This window comes from Deinococcus radiopugnans ATCC 19172, assembly GCF_006335125.1.
GTDB classification, from domain to species: Bacteria; Deinococcota; Deinococci; order Deinococcales; family Deinococcaceae; genus Deinococcus; species Deinococcus radiopugnans.
The window spans coordinates 1-17,015 of record NZ_VDMO01000002.1 but is presented as its reverse complement, the minus strand read 5'-3'; the positions used below and the strand labels follow the sequence as shown (position 1 = coordinate 17,015).

At 69.7% G+C, this 17,015-nt stretch carries 11 protein-coding genes; 7 read left to right on the top strand and 4 right to left on the bottom strand.

From position 1 onward, the window contains the following. The first annotated feature begins 87 nt into the window (after positions 1-87). Positions 88-2,106 carry a DNA topoisomerase subunit B gene (locus tag FHR04_RS01530; RefSeq protein ID WP_039685096.1) on the top strand — a complete coding sequence of 673 codons (2,019 nt, stop codon included), beginning with the start codon at positions 88-90 and terminating at the stop codon, positions 2,104-2,106. 64 nt (positions 2,107-2,170) lie between these two features. Here FHR04_RS01530 and FHR04_RS01525 read toward each other — a convergent pair whose 3' ends face one another. From FHR04_RS01525 to FHR04_RS01510, 4 genes are all read right to left on the bottom strand, one after another. After that, the gene (locus FHR04_RS01525) at positions 2,171-3,796 is read right to left on the bottom strand and encodes a S8/S53 family peptidase (RefSeq protein WP_139400277.1); all 1,626 of its coding nucleotides are present in this window, start codon (positions 3,794-3,796) and stop codon (positions 2,171-2,173) included. Positions 3,797-3,878: 82 nt separating this feature from the next. After that, a complete protein-coding gene (locus FHR04_RS01520) occupies positions 3,879-6,275 on the bottom strand; it encodes a tetratricopeptide repeat protein (RefSeq protein ID WP_139400275.1) in 2,397 nt (798 codons plus the stop codon). A 182-nt stretch (positions 6,276-6,457) separates the two neighbouring features. Further along, positions 6,458-6,958, bottom strand: coding sequence for an acyl-CoA thioesterase (locus FHR04_RS01515; protein ID WP_139400273.1), 501 nt, complete (start codon positions 6,956-6,958; stop codon positions 6,458-6,460). Next, complete coding sequence (locus tag FHR04_RS01510; protein ID WP_052195492.1) at positions 6,955-7,296, bottom strand: 4a-hydroxytetrahydrobiopterin dehydratase; 342 nt, start codon at positions 7,294-7,296, stop codon at positions 6,955-6,957. The genes FHR04_RS01515 and FHR04_RS01510 overlap by 4 nt, the downstream gene beginning before the upstream one ends. Positions 7,297-7,458: 162 nt before the next feature. Here FHR04_RS01510 and FHR04_RS01505 point away from each other — a divergent pair, with 162 nt between their 5' ends. The 6 genes from FHR04_RS01505 (at position 7,459) to FHR04_RS01480 (ending at position 16,846) form a co-directional block, all read left to right on the top strand. Further along, positions 7,459-7,638, top strand: a complete 180-nt coding sequence (locus FHR04_RS01505) for a hypothetical protein (RefSeq protein ID WP_139400271.1) — start codon at positions 7,459-7,461, stop codon at positions 7,636-7,638. 257 nt (positions 7,639-7,895) lie between these two features. After that, entirely contained in the window at positions 7,896-10,442 is a 2,547-nt protein-coding gene (mutS, locus tag FHR04_RS01500; RefSeq protein WP_139400269.1) for a DNA mismatch repair protein MutS, read from the top strand. 88 nt (positions 10,443-10,530) lie between these two features. After that, on the top strand, positions 10,531-11,925 hold the full coding sequence (locus FHR04_RS01495) for an FAD-binding oxidoreductase (protein WP_139400267.1): 1,395 nt from the start codon (positions 10,531-10,533) through the stop codon (positions 11,923-11,925). A gap of 196 nt (positions 11,926-12,121) precedes the next feature. Continuing rightward, positions 12,122-13,651, top strand: coding sequence for a 3-keto-disaccharide hydrolase (locus tag FHR04_RS01490; RefSeq protein WP_170213814.1), 1,530 nt, complete (start codon positions 12,122-12,124; stop codon positions 13,649-13,651). Between the two features lie 86 nt (positions 13,652-13,737). Next, positions 13,738-14,967: an MFS transporter gene (locus tag FHR04_RS01485; RefSeq protein WP_139400263.1), complete on the top strand. Its 1,230-nt coding sequence runs from the start codon at positions 13,738-13,740 to the stop codon at positions 14,965-14,967. A 346-nt stretch (positions 14,968-15,313) separates the two neighbouring features. Continuing rightward, positions 15,314-16,846, top strand: a complete 1,533-nt coding sequence (locus FHR04_RS01480) for a glycine--tRNA ligase (RefSeq protein WP_139400261.1) — start codon at positions 15,314-15,316, stop codon at positions 16,844-16,846. The last annotated feature ends 169 nt before the right edge of the window (positions 16,847-17,015 follow it).

Here is a 17,015-nt window from a genome sequence, read left to right as displayed (position 1 = left end):
TCCCTTCAAAACCCTTCTCCTCTCAATTCGGACGCGGCCCCGCGTCAGACCTCAGGTCAGAACTGGGAACCGCGCCGCAGGAGTCACATGACCAAACTTGAAGACCAAAACACCACAGTGCCTGCCCAGTCGCGCGTTGCGGGCGGCCCGGGCGCGGAATACACCGCCGCCGATATCTCCGTCCTGAAGGGGCTGGAGGCCGTTCGCAAGCGCCCCGGCATGTACGTGCAGGGCGGCACGGGCGTCGACGGCTACCACCAGCTGCTGACCGAGATCATCGACAACGCCATCGACGAGGGCACCGCCGGCTTTGCCGACGAGATCCACGTGATTATGCACGCCGACGGCAGCGCCACCGTCACCGACAACGGGCGCGGCATTCCGGTGGACATGATGGCCTCCGAGGGCCGCCCCGCCATCGAGGTGATCTTTACCGAGTTGCACGCTGGGGGCAAGTTCGGCCAGGGCGCGTACAAGGTTTCCGGCGGGCTGCACGGCGTCGGTTCCAGCGTGGTGAACGCGCTGAGCACCTACCTCGACGTGACTGTCAACAAGGGCGGCAAACTGCACCACATCCGCTTCGAGCAGGGCGTGGTCACCACCCCGCTGGAAGTGCTGGGCGACACGCCAGGGGATGTCCAGTGGGCCACCAAGGTCAGCTTCCATCCCGACGCGGGGGTGTTCAAGGAGTTCGACAACCAATTCAGCTATGACCGCATCCGGGGCCGCCTGCGGGAACTGGCGTACCTGACGGGTCTGAAGATCGTGGTTCGTGACGAGCGCACTGGCCTGCACGCCGGCGAGGTGCGCGAGGAAGTGTTCTACGAGCAGGGCGGCATCGCCAACTTTGCCCGCGCGCTGGTCACCGACGACACCAAGCTGCTGTACGACCAGCCCATCGTGATGCGCGGCACCCACAGCGACGTGATCGTGGAAGTGGCGTTCATCCACGCCAACACGTATGCCAGCGACAACATCCTGACCTACGCCAACATGATCCGCACCCGCGACGGCGGCACGCCGCTGACCGGCTTCAAGACCGCCTACACGCGCATCCTGAACAAGTACGCCAAAGACAAGAACATGATCAAGTCCGGCAACCCGGTGCCCAGCGGCGACGACCTGCTGGAAGGCATCTACTGCGTGGTCAGCGTGCAGCTCGGCGAGCCGCAGTTCGAGTCGCAGGCCAAGGTCAAGCTGCTGAACAGCGAGGCGCAGACCGCCGTGAACGCCATCGTGGGCGAGAAGTTCTCCGAGTTCCTGGAAGAGAACCCCAAGGTGGGCAAGACCATCGTGGAGAAGGCCGCCGAGGCCGCCCGCGCCCGCGAGGCCGCCCGCAAGGCGAGAGACATCGTGCGCCGCAGCAACCCGCTGGAAAACGACGACCTGCCCGGCAAGCTGGCCGACTGCTCCTCGCAGGACCCGGCCGAGTCCGAACTGTTCATCGTGGAAGGCATCAGCGCGGGCGGCAGCGCCAAGGGCGGGCGCGAGCGCCGTTTCCAGGCCATCCTGCCGTTGCGCGGCAAGATCCTGAACGTGGAAAAGGCCGAGCTGAACAAGATCCTCAAGAACGCTGAAATCCGCGCATTGATCGCCGCCATCGGCGCGGGCGTGGAGGGCACCGGCGACCGGATGCACTTCGACCTGTCCAACCTGCGTTACCACAAGATCGTGATCATGACCGACGCGGACATGGACGGCGGGCACATCGCCACGCTGCTGCTGACCTTCTTCTACCGCTACATGCGCCCCGTCGTGGAGGCCGGGTACCTGTACATCGCCCAGCCCCCCCTCTACCGCATCACGGTGGGCCGCGAGAAGAAGGGCACGTACCTATACGACGAGAACGCCCTGAAAATAGCCGTGGCCGCCGCCAACAAGGAAGGCAAGAAGTACGACATCCAGCGCTTCAAGGGCCTAGGCGAGATGAACGCCGACCAGCTGTGGGACACCACCATGAACCCCGAAACCCGCGCCATGAAGCGCGTGGGCATCGAGGACCTGATCGTCGCCAACGAAGTGTTTGAGGACCTGATGGGCAATGAAGTCGCGCCGCGCAAGCTGTTCATTCAGGAAAACGCCCGCTTCGCCGAGATCAGCGTCTAAAGCCCGGACTCGATTCTGCAAAGCCCCTCTTCCATCACCGAAGAGGGGCTGTTTGCTGGTCTATTTACGGACAGGCGCGCACCACGCTCTGCGGCAATGGCAACTGCCCCGGCGTGTTCACGAAGGGCAGGAACGGCACCCCCGGTTGGCAGGCCATCCAGTTCGCCAGCACGCCCGACACCACCGGGGCGGCGAAGCTGGAGCCGAAGTACGGCAGGCCGCCAAACCAGAACTCGCCGGGGGCCTGCACGCTGGGCGGCGGGGTGATCACGCCGCCCCCCAGCATCCCCCGGTTGTACGTCGCCATCTGCAAGGTGCCGATGTCCCAGCCCGCCACGCTCAGCAGCAGGGTGGGGGCCTGCGGAGCGGCCGAGAGGGCAAAGCGTCCGCTCCAGTCCGCCGGGAAGTGGTTGCAGCGGTCCCCCGGCACCAGCCCGGCGCAGTCGTCGCGGTTGCCGTACGAGGCCACCGTGGGAACCCCTGTCGCCGCCCCCTCGCGCAGCGCCCACAGCAGGCCCAGCGCCGGATATGCGCCGCCCGCACTCAGGTTCACGACATGCCTGCCGCCTTTGCGGGCTTCCTCGGCCACGGCGCACAGGGCCTTGACGGTGTTCAGGGTGGAACAGTCGCCGTTCTTGTCGCAGACCTGCCGGTAGTTCAGCGTTGCGCCGGGAGAGACCACCTGTGCCACCTGACCCGCAATGGAGCCGTGATAGGGACGGTTGTGGTAGACGGTGTTGTAGTAGTTCACGCTCTCGATCACGAAGGGGTCATCGGCGTTGCTCGCGGTGTCCAGCACATGAATGGTCACGCCCTTGCCGCTGCCGGTAGGCCCGGCCAAAAACTTCTGGATGATGGCGCCGGGCGGTTCGTCCTTGTAGGGGGCCTCGGTCTGGGTGGGGTGGCCGGACGTCGAGGGGTCGGTGGCCAGGGTTCCGCCGAACAGCACGTCAAACAGCGAGATCACCTGACCGGTCGGCAGCCCCGCCGTGGGCAGCGCCGCCGCCAGCTGGCCGCAGAACTCCTTCGGCTGAGTCCGGGGGGAGGGGAGGGGAAACTTCAGGGCAGCCAGGGGCAACGGTGTCGGCGCGGGCGAGGCTGGCGTGGGAGGCCGGCTCAGGGCTCCAGCCGTGCGCGGTGAGAGCAGCGGCTGGAACGCGGGCAGCTCCAGCGCGGCCAGACGCCCGAGGGTCTGTTGCAATTCGCGCGGGCACGTCTCCTGGCAGTCTTTCGAGAACTGCTCCACTCGGGCGCGGTAAGTCTTCTGGAAGTCCGGCAGATCCGCCGGGGCCACGTACAGCACGGTGTCCTGCGACGCCGATTCGCTGGGCAGCACCGTCAGGGTCAGCCCGGCCTGGGGGGGCAGGGCGGTCAGCGTGACCGTCTGCGGGCCGCCCGCCGCCCGGTCGGGCACCCTGAACTGCAGCCAGCCGGAGGCCAGATCGGTGCGGTAGTCCGCCGCCTGTCCGCCCACCCGCAGCTGGCCCTGCTGGCCGGCGCGCTGCGGCGCGTCCAGGACCCACACCGGGTCGCCGGGCGCCGCGACGGCCGGAAACAGCCGCGCTGCCGGCGGGTTCTGGCCGGGTGAGGTGCCGGTCTCCCCGCAACCGGTGGTCAGCGCGCCCAACACGCAAAGAGAGCCGGCCACCAGCCAGCGCCACGGCCCGAGCCTGAGTCTGGATCCATTCATTCCTGACCTCCAAAAGGCGTTGCAATGAGGTTTCGGTGGCCCGACGCTGCGGCGCCTCCCAGGACTGGGGCACGGTCAGTCGTCAGGAACGCAGGGCGTGGGCGGCGGCTGGGGCGACGATGGTGGCGTTGCGCCGGATGTGGTCGGCGAGTTCGTGCTGGCCCGCCCGCGTGAGCATTTCCAGGGTGTCCTCGAAGGCGCTCAGATCCCCCTCGATCTCGCTCAGGTTGCTCAGGGCCAGCCCCATCTGCCGGACGCTGCCCGTTCCCGCAAGCTCTCCCAGCGCCTGCCGGTACAGCGTGGCCGCCTCCGGCAGCCGGCCCTGCAGGTGGCGGCGCACGCCCAGATTGATGTACGCCGAGGCCAGTCCCAGGCGGTCCCCGGCGGTCTTCAGCTCGGTCACTGCCTCCTGCATGACCGTGTCTGCGCGCTCGGCCTGACCGACGTCGAGCAGCACCTGGGCGTAGTTCACCAGCGCCGTTCCCCGGACGCTGGGCCGCCCCCTGGAGCCTTCCAGCACTTCCCGGAAGGCGTCGGCGGGCGCGGCGCCCAGCCGCACCCTCATCTTGGCCAGCAGCACCAGCTCGTTCAGGCGTTCCTCCTCATGGCCGCCCAGTTGCCACAGATCGGCGGCGATCTGGGCGTGGCGGCGGGCTTCTTCCCAGGCCCCCCGAATGTTGGCGGCGTGGGCCAGCACGCTCGTCGCCCGCGCGGCGTCGGGTCCGCTGCCGCGCACCTCTCTGGCCAGCGCGGCGGCTTCCTCGTGGCGGCCCAGACGCACCAGGGCCGTGGCCTGGGCCACCGTGACGGCCCCGCCGTGCTGGGCCGGCGTCAGCGTCTGCAGCCGCCCCAGGGCCTCGGCGGAGCGGCCTGCCCCCAGCAGCGCCCAGGCGTGCGGCACGGCCAGTTCCGGACGGTGCGTGAAGCGGTCCAGCAGCGCCACGGCCTCGCCGGGGTAGCCGCGTTCCAGCAGCGCGGTGGCCCGCAGGGCGGCCGTGCGGGCGGCGCGGTCCTCATCGGCGTCCTCCCACAGGTCGCCGGCCGCGGCGTAGTGGGGCCACGCGGTCTCGTCGGGCAGGGCGCGGGCCAGTTTCAGGTGCAGCAGGTGGGCGTGAACGTGAATGCGCTCGATCTTTTCGCGGGCGAAGGCGGCGGCGTAGACCTGCCCGTTCTCGCGGGTCAGGCCCTCGACAGTCAGCTGGCTCAGCGTCAAGGCGAAGTCGGCGGCATTCAGGCCCAGCGCGCGGGCGGTGGCGCGCAGGTCCGGCGTTTCCTGCAGGGCCAGCAGCAGGAAGATGTCGCGGGCCAGCGGCGGCAGGGCGCGGATTCTGGCCCCCTGGCGGCCGTCGAGGGCCTCGCCGGCCAGCGCCGCGCCCACCAGCGTGGGATGGCCCTCAGTCAGCTCGTGAAGTCCCGCATGCCCGGCCAGCGCGGCGTGGGGCAGCGGCCCCAGTTCCAGGTGCAGGTCCACGCCGAAGGGCGGGTGGCGGCGCGAGACGATCACCACGGCTGCGCCGGGCCGCTGGTGGGCCGCCAGGGTCAGGGCCGCCTGCGTGGCGTCGTCCGCGCCTTCCCAGCTGTCCACCGCCACGCGCAGGGCCGGGTCACGCAGCGGGGCCAGCGGGGCGGCGGGAGTGACCGGCGTCCCACCGGCCAGCGGCTCCAGGGTGCCGTAGGGGCGGTCCGCGCGGGCCTTCAGCACGGTCCAGCCGCCCGAGCGGGCCAGCGCCAGCAGCAGCGCGCTCTTGCCCATGCCGCCGGGACCGCTGACCCAGGCAACCTTCCCGGCCCCCAGCCGCGCGAGCTGCGCCAGCTCCTGCTCGCGGCCCACGAAGGCCGCCGCCGCCAGCTCGGGAGCCACGCCCAACGTCAGGCCCAGCGCGTGGGCGTCGCGCGCCACGCCCGCGGCCAGCGGGTGTCCAGCCAGGTGCAGCAGGTGGTGCAGCCGGGGCAGTTCCAGTTCATCGGGCGGCGGCGCACCCCGGAGGTTCAGGGCGCGGGCCGCCAGCTCCCCGGCGTCGGCCGCGCGGCCATGCGCCGCCGCCCCCGCCGCCAGCGTCAACCACAGTCCCCGGACCTCGCGTGCCAGCGCCTCGCGCGTCTCGAACACCCATTCTTCGAGGTCCGCGCCCAGCGGAATGTTCAGGGTGTCCAGAAAGGGGCCGCCGTACAGCGCCGTGGCCTCTTCGAGCCGGTTGCCTCCCGCCAGGGCGCGCAGCTGCCGCACGTCGCACTGCATCCCCGCGCCCACCTCGACCCGGCTGCCGTCCTCCTGCACCGCGCCGGGCAGGGTCCGCAGGTGCACCAGATGCTGCGCCAGACTGTTCATCGGGTTGGCGGCCTCCGGCCAGAACAGCTCGGCCAGGCGGCGGCGCGGCTGCGGTCCCTCGGCACACAGGTACGCCAGGAGCAGCAGCACCTTCTGGCGCCGGAAGGTGATCCCCTCCACGGACAGGTCGCCCAGCGTCCGCAGTTTCATAGACGTCTATTGTGGACTTGAACGCTGGGAAGTGCAACAAAACAGGCTTTTCCTGAACCGGGTGAAATGAAAATCGCCCGTTCTCAAGAGAGAAAGCGGGCGGCTGTATTAATTTTCTCTGACCTTTCAAAGGCACGAAATCCAGCGCTGCGGCGTGCGAGTGATGCAACAAGCCCCGGGTTTCAGGGTTGATCCGGGTGCTGGGGGGCCGGCTCGAAACCGAAGCGGCGAATCACCTCGGCCGGCGTCCGTCTGGGGCGGCCCGTCACCGGGTCCACCCAGACCCACTCGGTCTGGCACTCGGCCAGCCGGACTGCCCGCGGCGCCGGGCCGCTGCCCTCCAGGCGGTCGATGGTGTAGGCGCGCACGCTGCGCAGCCCCGCGTGAGCCGTCAGGGCGGTGCGGACCCGCACCCGGTCTCCCAGCAGCGCCGGGCGGTGGTAGGTGATGACGTGCTGCCGCGCCACCGGCACCGCCCCCAGCGCGCGCAGGGCGCCCGTGTTCATCCCCAGCCGCTCGGCATGGGCGCGGGCCACCGTCTCGCACCATCCCAGGTACACCGTGTTGTTGACGTGGTTCAGCTCGTCGAGCTGCGCCGCGCCCACGGTCAGCACCAGCTCGTGCCGCCGTGCCGGGGGCAGACTGGACCACAGCGTGTCGGTGTCTGGAATGGTCAGCCTCAACTCTCGGCGCCGTCCAGCGGCTTGGCCGCCAGATCGGCCAGATCGTTGACGGCCTGCGCGCCCGCGATGTCCGCTCCGGTAATGCCGCCCGCGTCGTGCGTGAAGTAGTTGAGCCGCACCCGTTTGTAAAAGATGTGGATGTCCGGGTGGTGGCCCTGCTGCTCGGCCAGCGCGGCCACCCGCACGGCGAAGTCCACCCCGGCCGGATAGCTGTCAAAGGTGAACTCGCGGAACAGCGTGCCGTCGTCGCCCCACCACCCGGCGGGTTTGAGGTCATGCACGTCGCCGTCGCTCAGCGTGCGGTCCGGGTCGTAGCCCATCCGGGGGTCGTATGCCATCTGCCCATGGTACCGGAGGGCCAACCCGGCGTGACCGAAACGGTCGGCCAGTCGAAGGGTCTGTTGTGCGAAATGTCACTTCGCCGCTTGTGAGGCTTTTTTGAGAAGTTTTACACTGTCGTCAGCTCCCTGCTCCGAACCGACTTCAACGAGGTGTCTGACATGAATGTCTGGATTCGCCGGTTCCGTTCGATGTTCACCGCGCCGCCTGTGGTCCTGCCCACCGTCATCAACGTGCCGGTGCCCCGAGCGGCGCTTGGTGTACATGTCGGCCCGGTGCGGGTCAGCGCCCCACCCATTACGGATCTCGACCTGTTGCGGGCGCTGGGCTGCGACGTCTGAGCCGGATTTCGCCGGTCGCGTTGGCAGATCGGCTCACGGCCAGAGCCTCAGCCCCAGGTTCGGAAGCTGCCGTGCGCTGACCCGTTCAGCTCGGCGTCCGCATAGGGCGGGGAACCCCTGCAACGGTTCTTGGAGCCGCCGGGCATCGGATGTCAGGACGGCCCTCTTCCATCCCGCACCACTGGCGCGGTTTTTTTGTCGTCATTGCCGCTCAACTTCCCATGTCCTGCGGCCCGGCCCGCTATGCTGCGCCGCATATGCGGGTGGCGCAGAGCGTGTTGAAGGGAACGGGCAACGGGGCGCTGCCGCCGATGCTGGAGCAGTACGTGCGGATGCGCGACGAGGTGGCCGCGCAGCTGCCGCACGCCATTCTGCTGTTTCAGGTGGGTGACTTCTACGAGACCTTCGGCGAGGACGCCGAGCGCGCCGCAAGGCTGCTGCGCATCGCATTGACCCACAAGAGCAGCAAGGACTTCAGCACCCCGATGGCCGGCATTCCGCTGCGGGCGCTGGACAGCAACGTGGAGCGCCTGCTCTCGGCCGGGGTGTGCGTGGCGGTGGCCGATCAGGTGGAAGAACCCGGCAGCGGGCTGGTGGAGCGCAAGGTCACGCAGCTGCTGACTCCCGGCACCGTGACCGAGGAGCGGCACCTGAGCGCCGACGAGAACTACCTCGCGGCGGTGGCGACCGGGGACGGCTACGCGCTGGCGCTGCTGGACGTCAGTACCGGCGAGTTCCGCTGCGCCGCCTTCCACACCCGCTCGGCGCTGTACGACGAACTCTCGCGCTGGCGGGCGCGTGAAGTGCTGCTGGCCCCGGAACTGTCCGGGAACCCGGCGCTCATGGCGGACTTCCAGACCCGCTTTCCGGTGATGCTCTCGCCGGCCAACTTCGAGGAGGACGGCTGTTGCGATGAGCTGAAGACCGTGCTGGGCGAGGTGCCGGGCAGCCTGAGCTCGGCGGCGCTGCGGCGGGCCTGCGGGGCGGTGCTGGGCTACGCGCGCGTGACCCAGCAGGGCGAGCTGAGCATGGTGCGCCGGGCGGTGCGCTTCGAGCCGGGGGCGCACATGCGCCTGCCCGAGGCGGCGGTGCGGGCGCTGGAACTGTTCACGGCGCAGGCTCCGGGCGGCGTCACCCTCATGGACGTCTTGTCCCAGACGCGCACGGCGGGTGGACGGCGTCGCCTGCGGGCGTGGCTGCGCGCCCCGCTGCTGGACGAGCTGAGCATCCGCGCCCGGCTGGACAGCGTGGAGACCCTGACGCGCGCCGCCGACCTGCGCGGTGGGGTGCGCTCGCTGCTGTACCGCGCGCACGATCTGGAACGCCTCTCGGCGAGGGTTGCCGTGAGGCGGGCCACCCCGCGCGAGGTCGCCTCGCTGGCCCGCACGCTGGAACTGCTGCCCGAGGCGGTGCGGCTGCTGGACGGGCTGGACGGGCTGCTGGGCGGCGTGCGCGCCCGGCTGGCGGGCCTGCCCGAAGTCGTGACCCGCATCCGCGCCGCGCTGGTGGACGATCCGCCGATCCGTGCCGGGGACGGCGGATTGATCCGCGACGGCTTCCACGCGGAGCTGGACGGATTGCGCAATGAGGCCGTGGGGCACCGCGCGTGGCTGGCCGAGCTGGAACTTTCAGAGCGGGCGCGCACTGGGATCGGCAACCTCAAGGTGGGCTTCAACAACGTGTTCGGCTACTACCTGGAAGTGACCGGGCCGCACCTGAGCAAGGTGCCCGCCGACTACCGTCAGATCGCCACCCTGAAAGACCGCGCCCGCTTCACCCGCCCGGACCTGCGCGAGCGCGAGCGCGAGATCGCCCGGCTGGAACAGGCCGCCGAACGGCTGGAACTGGAGGTGTTCACCGAACTGCGCGACAGTCTGGCCGCCCACGCCGAGGCCCTGTCGGAGGCGGCGGGCGCGCTGGCCGAGCTGGACGTGCTTTCCGCCCTGGCCGAGATCGCCGTCGACTGCGGCTGGACGCGCCCGCAGACGGCGGACGGCAGCGCGCGGCTGACCCAGGCCCGGCATCCGGTGGTGGAGGCGGCGACGGGCGGCAAATTCGTGCCCAATGACGCCGTTCTGGGCGCGGGCCGCACCACGCTGCTGCTGACCGGCCCCAACATGGCCGGCAAGTCCACCTACCTGCGCACCGTCGCCCTCTGCGCGCTGCTGCACCAGATCGGCTCCTTCGTGCCCGCCGACGGGGCCGAGTTGCCGGTGTACGACGCCATCCACACCCGCATCGGGGCCAGCGACGATCTGGCGGGGGGGCGCAGCACCTTCATGGTGGAGATGTCGGAACTGGCGGCCATCCTGCACGGCGTCACCGCCCGCAGCCTGGTGATTCTGGACGAGGTGGGGCGCGGCACCTCCACCCTGGACGGCCTCGCCATCGCGCAGGCGGCGCTGGAGCACCTGCACGGCACCGGGGCGCACACGCTGTTCGCCACCCACTACTTCGAGCTGACCCGGCTGGAGGGCGAGCATCCCGGTCTGATCAACCTGCACGTCGCCGCCGAGGAGGATGAGAGCGCCCACGACGGGCGCGGCGGCCTGACCTTCTACCATCAGGTGATTCCCGGCGCGGCCCGCCAGAGCTACGGCGTGGAGGTGGCGCGCCTGGCCGGCCTGCCCGCCCCGGTGACGGCCCGCGCCGCCCGGCTGCTGACCGCCCTGAACACCGGCAGCGACGATGGCCGCCTGACCCGCGAACTGGCCGCCCTGGATCTGGGCCGCCTGACGCCCCTGCAGGCGCTGGAACTGCTGCACGGCTGGCAGCGCGACGTGGTGGGAGCGGAGCGGGCCTGAGGGCCTGAACGTCAAAACGTCTGAAGGCGGATAGCAAATAGAGAGCAGAAGGCTGCTGCCCGCTGCCCACATCCGAAGGAGCCCCCCCATGACTACCCTGACCCGCCCCGACACCCTCTCGCCCGCCGCTCTGGAGGCCCTGCAAGCCCGTTTCGGCGAGCAGCTCAGCACCGTCCCCGCCGTGCTGGACGCGCATGGCCGCGACGAGAGCCGCCAGGAGTTCGCCCGGCCCCACGCCGTCCTGTTTGCGCAGGGCGAGGCGGACGTGGTGGACGCGCTGCGGCTGGCCCGCGAACATGGCTTTCCGGTGGTGCCGTTCGCGGTGGGCAGCAGCCTGGAGGGGCAGGTGATTCCGGTGGCGGGCGGGCTGTCGCTGGACGTGAGCGGCATGACGGCGGTGCTGGAGGTGGCGGCGGGCGGCTTCCAGGCCACCGTGCAGCCGGGCCTGACGTACCCGGAACTGAACCGGCAGCTGCGGCACCTGGGCCTCTTTTTTCCCGTCGATCCCGGCGCGGAGGCCAGCCTGGGCGGCATGGCGTCCACCAACGCCAGCGGCACGGCGGCGGTGCGCTACGGCACCATGCGCGACAACGTGCTGGAGTTGCGGGTGGCGCTGGCCGGGGGCGAGGTGATCCGGGTGGGCAGCCGGGCGCGCAAAACGAGCGCCGGCTACGACCTCAAGAACCTGTTCATCGGCGCGGAGGGCACGCTGGGCGTGATCACCGAGCTGACGGTCAGGCTGTGGCCGCTGCCCGCCCATCTGGTGGTGCTGCGGGCCAACTTTGCCACGCTGGGCGAGGCGGCCCGGAGTGCCGTGGACATCATGGGCGCGGCGCTGCAGCCCGAGCGGCTGGAGCTGATTGACGAACGCCAGATTCACGCGGTCAATGTTCACAAGGGCACCGACTTTCCTGAAGCCCCGACGCTGTGGATTGAGCTGGCCTCGCCCAGTGAAACCGCGCTGGCCGAGGCCCTGGAGTTGTGCCGTGAACTGGTCACCGACGGTGGGGGCACCGGGCTGCACGCCGCCCACAGCGCCGAGGAACGCGCAAAACTGTGGGAGGCCCGCCACCACGCCTACTACGCCATCACCGCGCTGCACCCCGGCCACGTCAACATGACCACCGACCTGTGCGTGCCGCTGCACCAGCTGCCGGAGGTGGTGGAGTTCACCCGCCGTGAGGCCGACGCGGCGGGCCTGGACGCCAGCATCGTGGGCCATGTGGGGGACGGCAATTTCCACGTGCTGTTCCACGCGCCCCCGGACGACGCGGAAACGTGGGAGCGGGTCAACCGGGTCTACGACGCCATGATCACCGAGACGCTTTCGCGCGGCGGCACCTGCACCGGCGAGCACGGCGTCGGGCTGCACAAACGCGCCTACCTGGCCCGCGAGCACGCCGACACGCTGACGCTGATGCGCGGCATCAAAGGGCTGCTCGATCCGCAGGGACTGCTGAATCCAGGGAAAATCCTGCCCTGAACGGCCTGCGGCGCGGCTGGGCGGCCCGAGCGCGCCGGCCGCTCAACGGAATCTGAGCGGGAGTGGACGGCGGCTCTCACTGAAGTGGGAAATGATGGGACTGTTACGCGGCACGCCGAAGCCTGGCGAACCGCGTCCGGAGCTCACGTTCCCGCCATTCACGCGCCCCTCTGATCCGCCCGCTGCAAGGAGACCCATGCCCCACGTCCCGTCATTTCCGCCTTCCCGCCGAGCCGTTCCGGTGCGTCCGGCCCTACCCTGGCCAGGGGTCCGCCGCGTCGCCCTGGGCCTGCTGCTGGGCAGCCTGCTCACGGCCTGTGCCGACGGATCGGGCACGCCGTCGCCCACGCCGCCTGGGGAAGAGGACGGCCTGCCACCGGTCCTGCAACCCCAGACCGCCTGGACCCCGCTGTTCAACGGTCAGGACCTGGGCGGCTGGTCGCCCTGGCTGAAGTCGCGTGGCGCGGGCAATGACCCCGAAGGTGTGTTCAAGGTTCAGGACGGCCAGTTGCGCGTGCTGGACGTGGCCCCCACCCCCGGCGACCGCGAGTTCGGCTACCTGCTGACCGACAAGCGCTACGCTGACTACCGTCTGCGGCTGCAGTACCGCTGGGACAGCCGGACATTCGCGCCGAGAGAGAACGAACCGCGCGATTCGGGCGTCCTGTACCACGTCACCGGCCCGAACAAGATCTGGCCCGACAGCCTGGAATTCCAGATTCTGGAGGGAGGCACCGGCGACATGTGGCTGCTGGACGGCACCAACTTCACGGCCAAGGTCCGGGACACGGCGGCCAGAGAGCTGAAGTACGACCCGCTGGGGCAGACGGTGACCACCAGCGAGTCCAGGGGCAACTACCGCCGGCTGATCCGGCCCGACGGCGTGCAGGAGCGGCCCGACTGGAACACGCTGGAACTGGTGGTGTCGGGCGATCAGGCCACGCAGATCGTCAACGGGCAACTCGCCGCGCAGGCCACCGGGCTGCGTGCGCCGGACGGCTCGCCCCTGAGCGCGGGCCGCATCGCCCTGCAGGCTGAGGGCGCGGCCATCACGTACCGCGACATCGAACTGCGCCCGCTGGCCTACCTGCGCCCCCCGTCCGGCGCGCGGGTGCTGCTGGGGGAGGCCAGCACCGCGCAGAGCCTGGGGGCCGACTGGCAGGACCGGCGGGGAGGAGACGTGCGCTGGGACGTGCAGGGCGGCGTGGCCACCGTGCGCCCCAGCGGCGATCCGCAGGACACCAACGACCTGCGCACGCGCGAGAACTTCGGCGACTTCCGGCTGCACCTGGAGTTCCGCGTGCCGCCCAGCCGGGCCGGTCTGGGCGAACAGGACCGGGGCAACAGCGGCGTGTACCTGCAGGGCCGCTACGAGGTGCAGATTCTCGATTCCTTCGGGGCGGCGCTGTCCGGTCAGGACGATCTGGGGGCCATCTACGGCCAGCACGACGCCAGCAGCAACGAGGCGCTGCCCAGCGGCACGTGGCAGAGCTACGACATCGACTTCCGCGCCGCGCGCTGGAGCGGCGGCCAGAAGACCGAGAACGCCCGCGCCACGGTGTACCTGAACGGCCAGAAGGTGCAGGACGACGTGGCCCTGAGCGGCGCCACCCTACTGGGCGACGCCGAGGCGGAGGCCCCCGGCCCCATCGTGCTGCAGGACCACGGCAGCGCCGTCAGTTTCCGCAACGTCTGGGTGCTGCCGACCGGCGAGGCGGCGCCGTAGGTTGCGCCCGTGTTCCCGCTGCAGTCACGCCGCGAAGGTCACTTTGCTCCGCAAACCCCTTGACCTTCTCAAGCTAGATTGGCGACATGATCCGGACGACCGCGCCTCTCCCCACCCCGGCGGCGCCGGCTGCCGCTGAAGGCGTCTCACCGCTGACGCCGCCGGACACGCTGACCCGCCTGACCCTGCTGCTGCTGGCGGCCCTGACCATCATGTCGGGCGCCACCATCTCTCCCGCATTGCCCGCCATGACCGTGCATTTTGCGGACCACCCCAACGCGGCGTTGCTGGTTAAGCTGTCGCTGACCATCGTGGGGCTGGCGATCGCCGTGAGCGCGCCGGTTGGTGGCCTGCTGGTGGACCGCTTCGGGCGGCGGCCGGTGCTGCTGGTCTCGCTGCTGCTGTACGCGCTGGGCGGGGCCAGCGGCCTGGTGGCCCCGTCGCTGGACGCGCTGCTGGCCGGCCGCGTGGTGCTGGGGCTGGCGGTGGCCGGGACCATGACGGCCGGGGGCGCGCTGGTCAACGATTACTTCGCGGGGGCGGCGCGCGGCCGGTTCCTGAGCCAGCAGGCGTCGTTTACCAGTTTCGGCGGCGCGGTGCTGCTGCCGCTGGGCGGGCTGCTGGCCGGCGTGGGCTGGCGCGCGCCCTTCGGGCTGTATCTCGTCTCGCTGCTGCTGCTGCCGCTGGTGCTGCGCCTGCCGCGCGGCATCCCCGGCCCGGCGCAGATCGACGGACCAGAGGACAGACCGCGCTGGGGCACCATCAGTGTGATCTACGTGCTGGCGCTGGCCTACATGGCGGTCTTTTACCTGATGCCCGCGCAGGGGCCGTTTCTGCTGAAGTTCCTGGGGGCGTCGCCCGCCTCCACCGGGCTGCTGCTGGGCGCGTTCACCCTGACGGCAGCCCTGACGGCGCTGGGGTACTCGCGCTTTTCGGGGCGCTTCGATCACCGCCGGGTGGCGGCGCTGGGCCTGCTGCTGCTGGCGGCGGGCTGGGGCGTGGTGGCAGCCGGCAGCAGCGTCGCGGGCGTGCTGCCCGGACTGATCGTGGCGGGCATGGGCGGCGGGCTGGCCCTGCCCAACCTGAACGCCTGGCTGGCCGAGTTGACCCCACGCGCGTGGCGGGGACGCATCGTGGCGGGCATGAGCAGCGCCATCTTCCTGGGGCAGTTCCTGAGCCCGCTGCTGCTGGCCGCGCCCAGCGATCATCCCGCCCAGGGCTTCGTGTGGGGCGCGCTGGCCATCGGCGGCATCGGGGCCGCGCTGCTGGCGCTGAGCACGTGGGGAGGTCAGAGCCGCGCCGCCCGTTCTGCCTGACCGCCGACCCGCCGCGGTGGTGGGCGCGTTCCCCGGCCCCCGCGCCCTCTTGACCCCGGTCCCGCCGCAGGCCACAATGCCCGCAGGCGTTGATCCGCAGGAGTAGCGTGCAAGCGGCCACGAGCGAGCCTGAGACGGTGAGAGTCAGGCGGAGGGGCGGCGCGTGAAGGGCGGCGGGGAGCTGTAGAGCGTTGCAAAGAGGGCCAATCCCGGCAGACCGCCGCCGATTGGAACTGGGGTGGAACCGCGCGAGGTGAATTTTGCGTCCCCAGACGGGCCGATTCAGGGCCGTCTGGGGCGTTTTTCTTGCTTCCAGATGGGCGAGGCCCGTAGAGGAGGACGCAAGATGCCCGCATCGTCAATGGAAGAACTGGTCAGCCTGTGCAAGCGCCGGGGCTTTATTTTTCAGGGGTCCGAGATCTACGGCGGCCTGCAGGGCTTCTACGACTACGGCCCGCTGGGCGTGGAGCTGAAGAACAATATCAAGGCCGCGTGGTGGCGCAGCAACGTCTACGAGCGCGACGACATGGAGGGCCTGGATTCCAGCATCATCATGCACCGCATGGTTCTGCGCCACAGCGGCCACGAGGCCACCTTCGCGGACCCGATGGTGGACAACAAGAAGAACAACAAGCGCTACCGCCTGGACCATCTGGTCAAGGATCAGAAGGCCGACGTGATCGAGCGGGTGGCCCAGGGCATCGGCGAGGACGCCGCCAACTTCCCGGCGGTGGTGGCGGCGCTGGTGGCGCAGCCCGCGAAGGCTTCCGAGGTTCTGAAGGCGGCGGGCGTGCGCGACGCCTTTTCCGGCGAGGTGGGCGACTGGACCGAGCCCAAACCGTTCAACATGATGTTCAAGACCACCATCGGGCCGGTGGCCGATGAAGAGAGCTACGGCTACCTGCGCCCCGAAACCGCCCAGGGCATCTTCACCAACTTCAAGAACGTGGTGGACTCGACCAGCCGCCGCCTGCCCTTCGGCATCGCGCAGATCGGCAAGGCCTTTCGCAACGAGATCACGCCGCGCAACTTCATCTTCCGGGTGCGCGAGCTGGAGCAGATGGAAATCGAGTTCTTCTGTGTGCCCGGCACCGACGAGCAGTGGCACGAGCACTGGCTGGAAAAACGCCTGAGCTGGTGGGAGGCCCAGGGCGTCCCGCGCAGCAAAATCGCCCTGCTGGACGTGCCGCCCGAGGACCTCGCGCACTACTCCAAGCGCACCTACGACCTGATGTACGACTACCCCACCCTGGGTTTTGAAGAAATCGAGGGCATCGCCAACCGCAGCGACTACGATCTGGGGTCCCATACCAAGTCGCAGGCCGAGCTGAATCTGGTGGCCACCGTCACCGAGAACAACGACTCCATCGCCAAGCTGACCATCCCGCACCCCGAAACCAACAAGCCGGTGGTGCCGTTCGTGATCGAGCCGTCCGCCGGGGTGGACCGCGCGCTGCTGGCCGTCCTGAGCGAGGCTTTCACGAAGGAAACGCTGGAAAACGGCAGCGAGCGCATCGTCCTCAAGTTGCGTCCGCATCTGGCTCCGATCAAGGTGGCGGTGATTCCGCTGGCCCGCAACCGCGAGGAGATCACGACGGTGGCCAAGGCCATCAAGGCCGAGCTGCAGGGCCTGGGCCTGGGCCGGGTGCTGTACGAGGACAGCGGCAACATCGGCAAGGCCTACCGCCGCCACGACGAGGTGGGCACGCCGTACTGCGTGACCGTGGACTTCGACACCCTGGGCCTGGGCGGCGGCGAGGGCAAGACCTCCGATCCAGCGCTGAAAGACACCGTGACGGTGCGGGACCGCGACACGCTGGCGCAGACGCGCGTCAAGATCAGCGAACTGGCAGGCTGGATCCGGGAAAAACTGAACTAAGTAGATCGCGAATAGTTTTTAGATAAATTGAGCGTCCAGAACCGTTAAGGCCGCGTAGAGGGCCTTGCGCAATTCGGCGACAGTGTCATAGCAGCGCCTGGGCAGCAAAAATCCCTTAAGTCGTCGCCAGACGGCCTCAATCAGGTTCAACATTGGCGCGTAGGGCGGC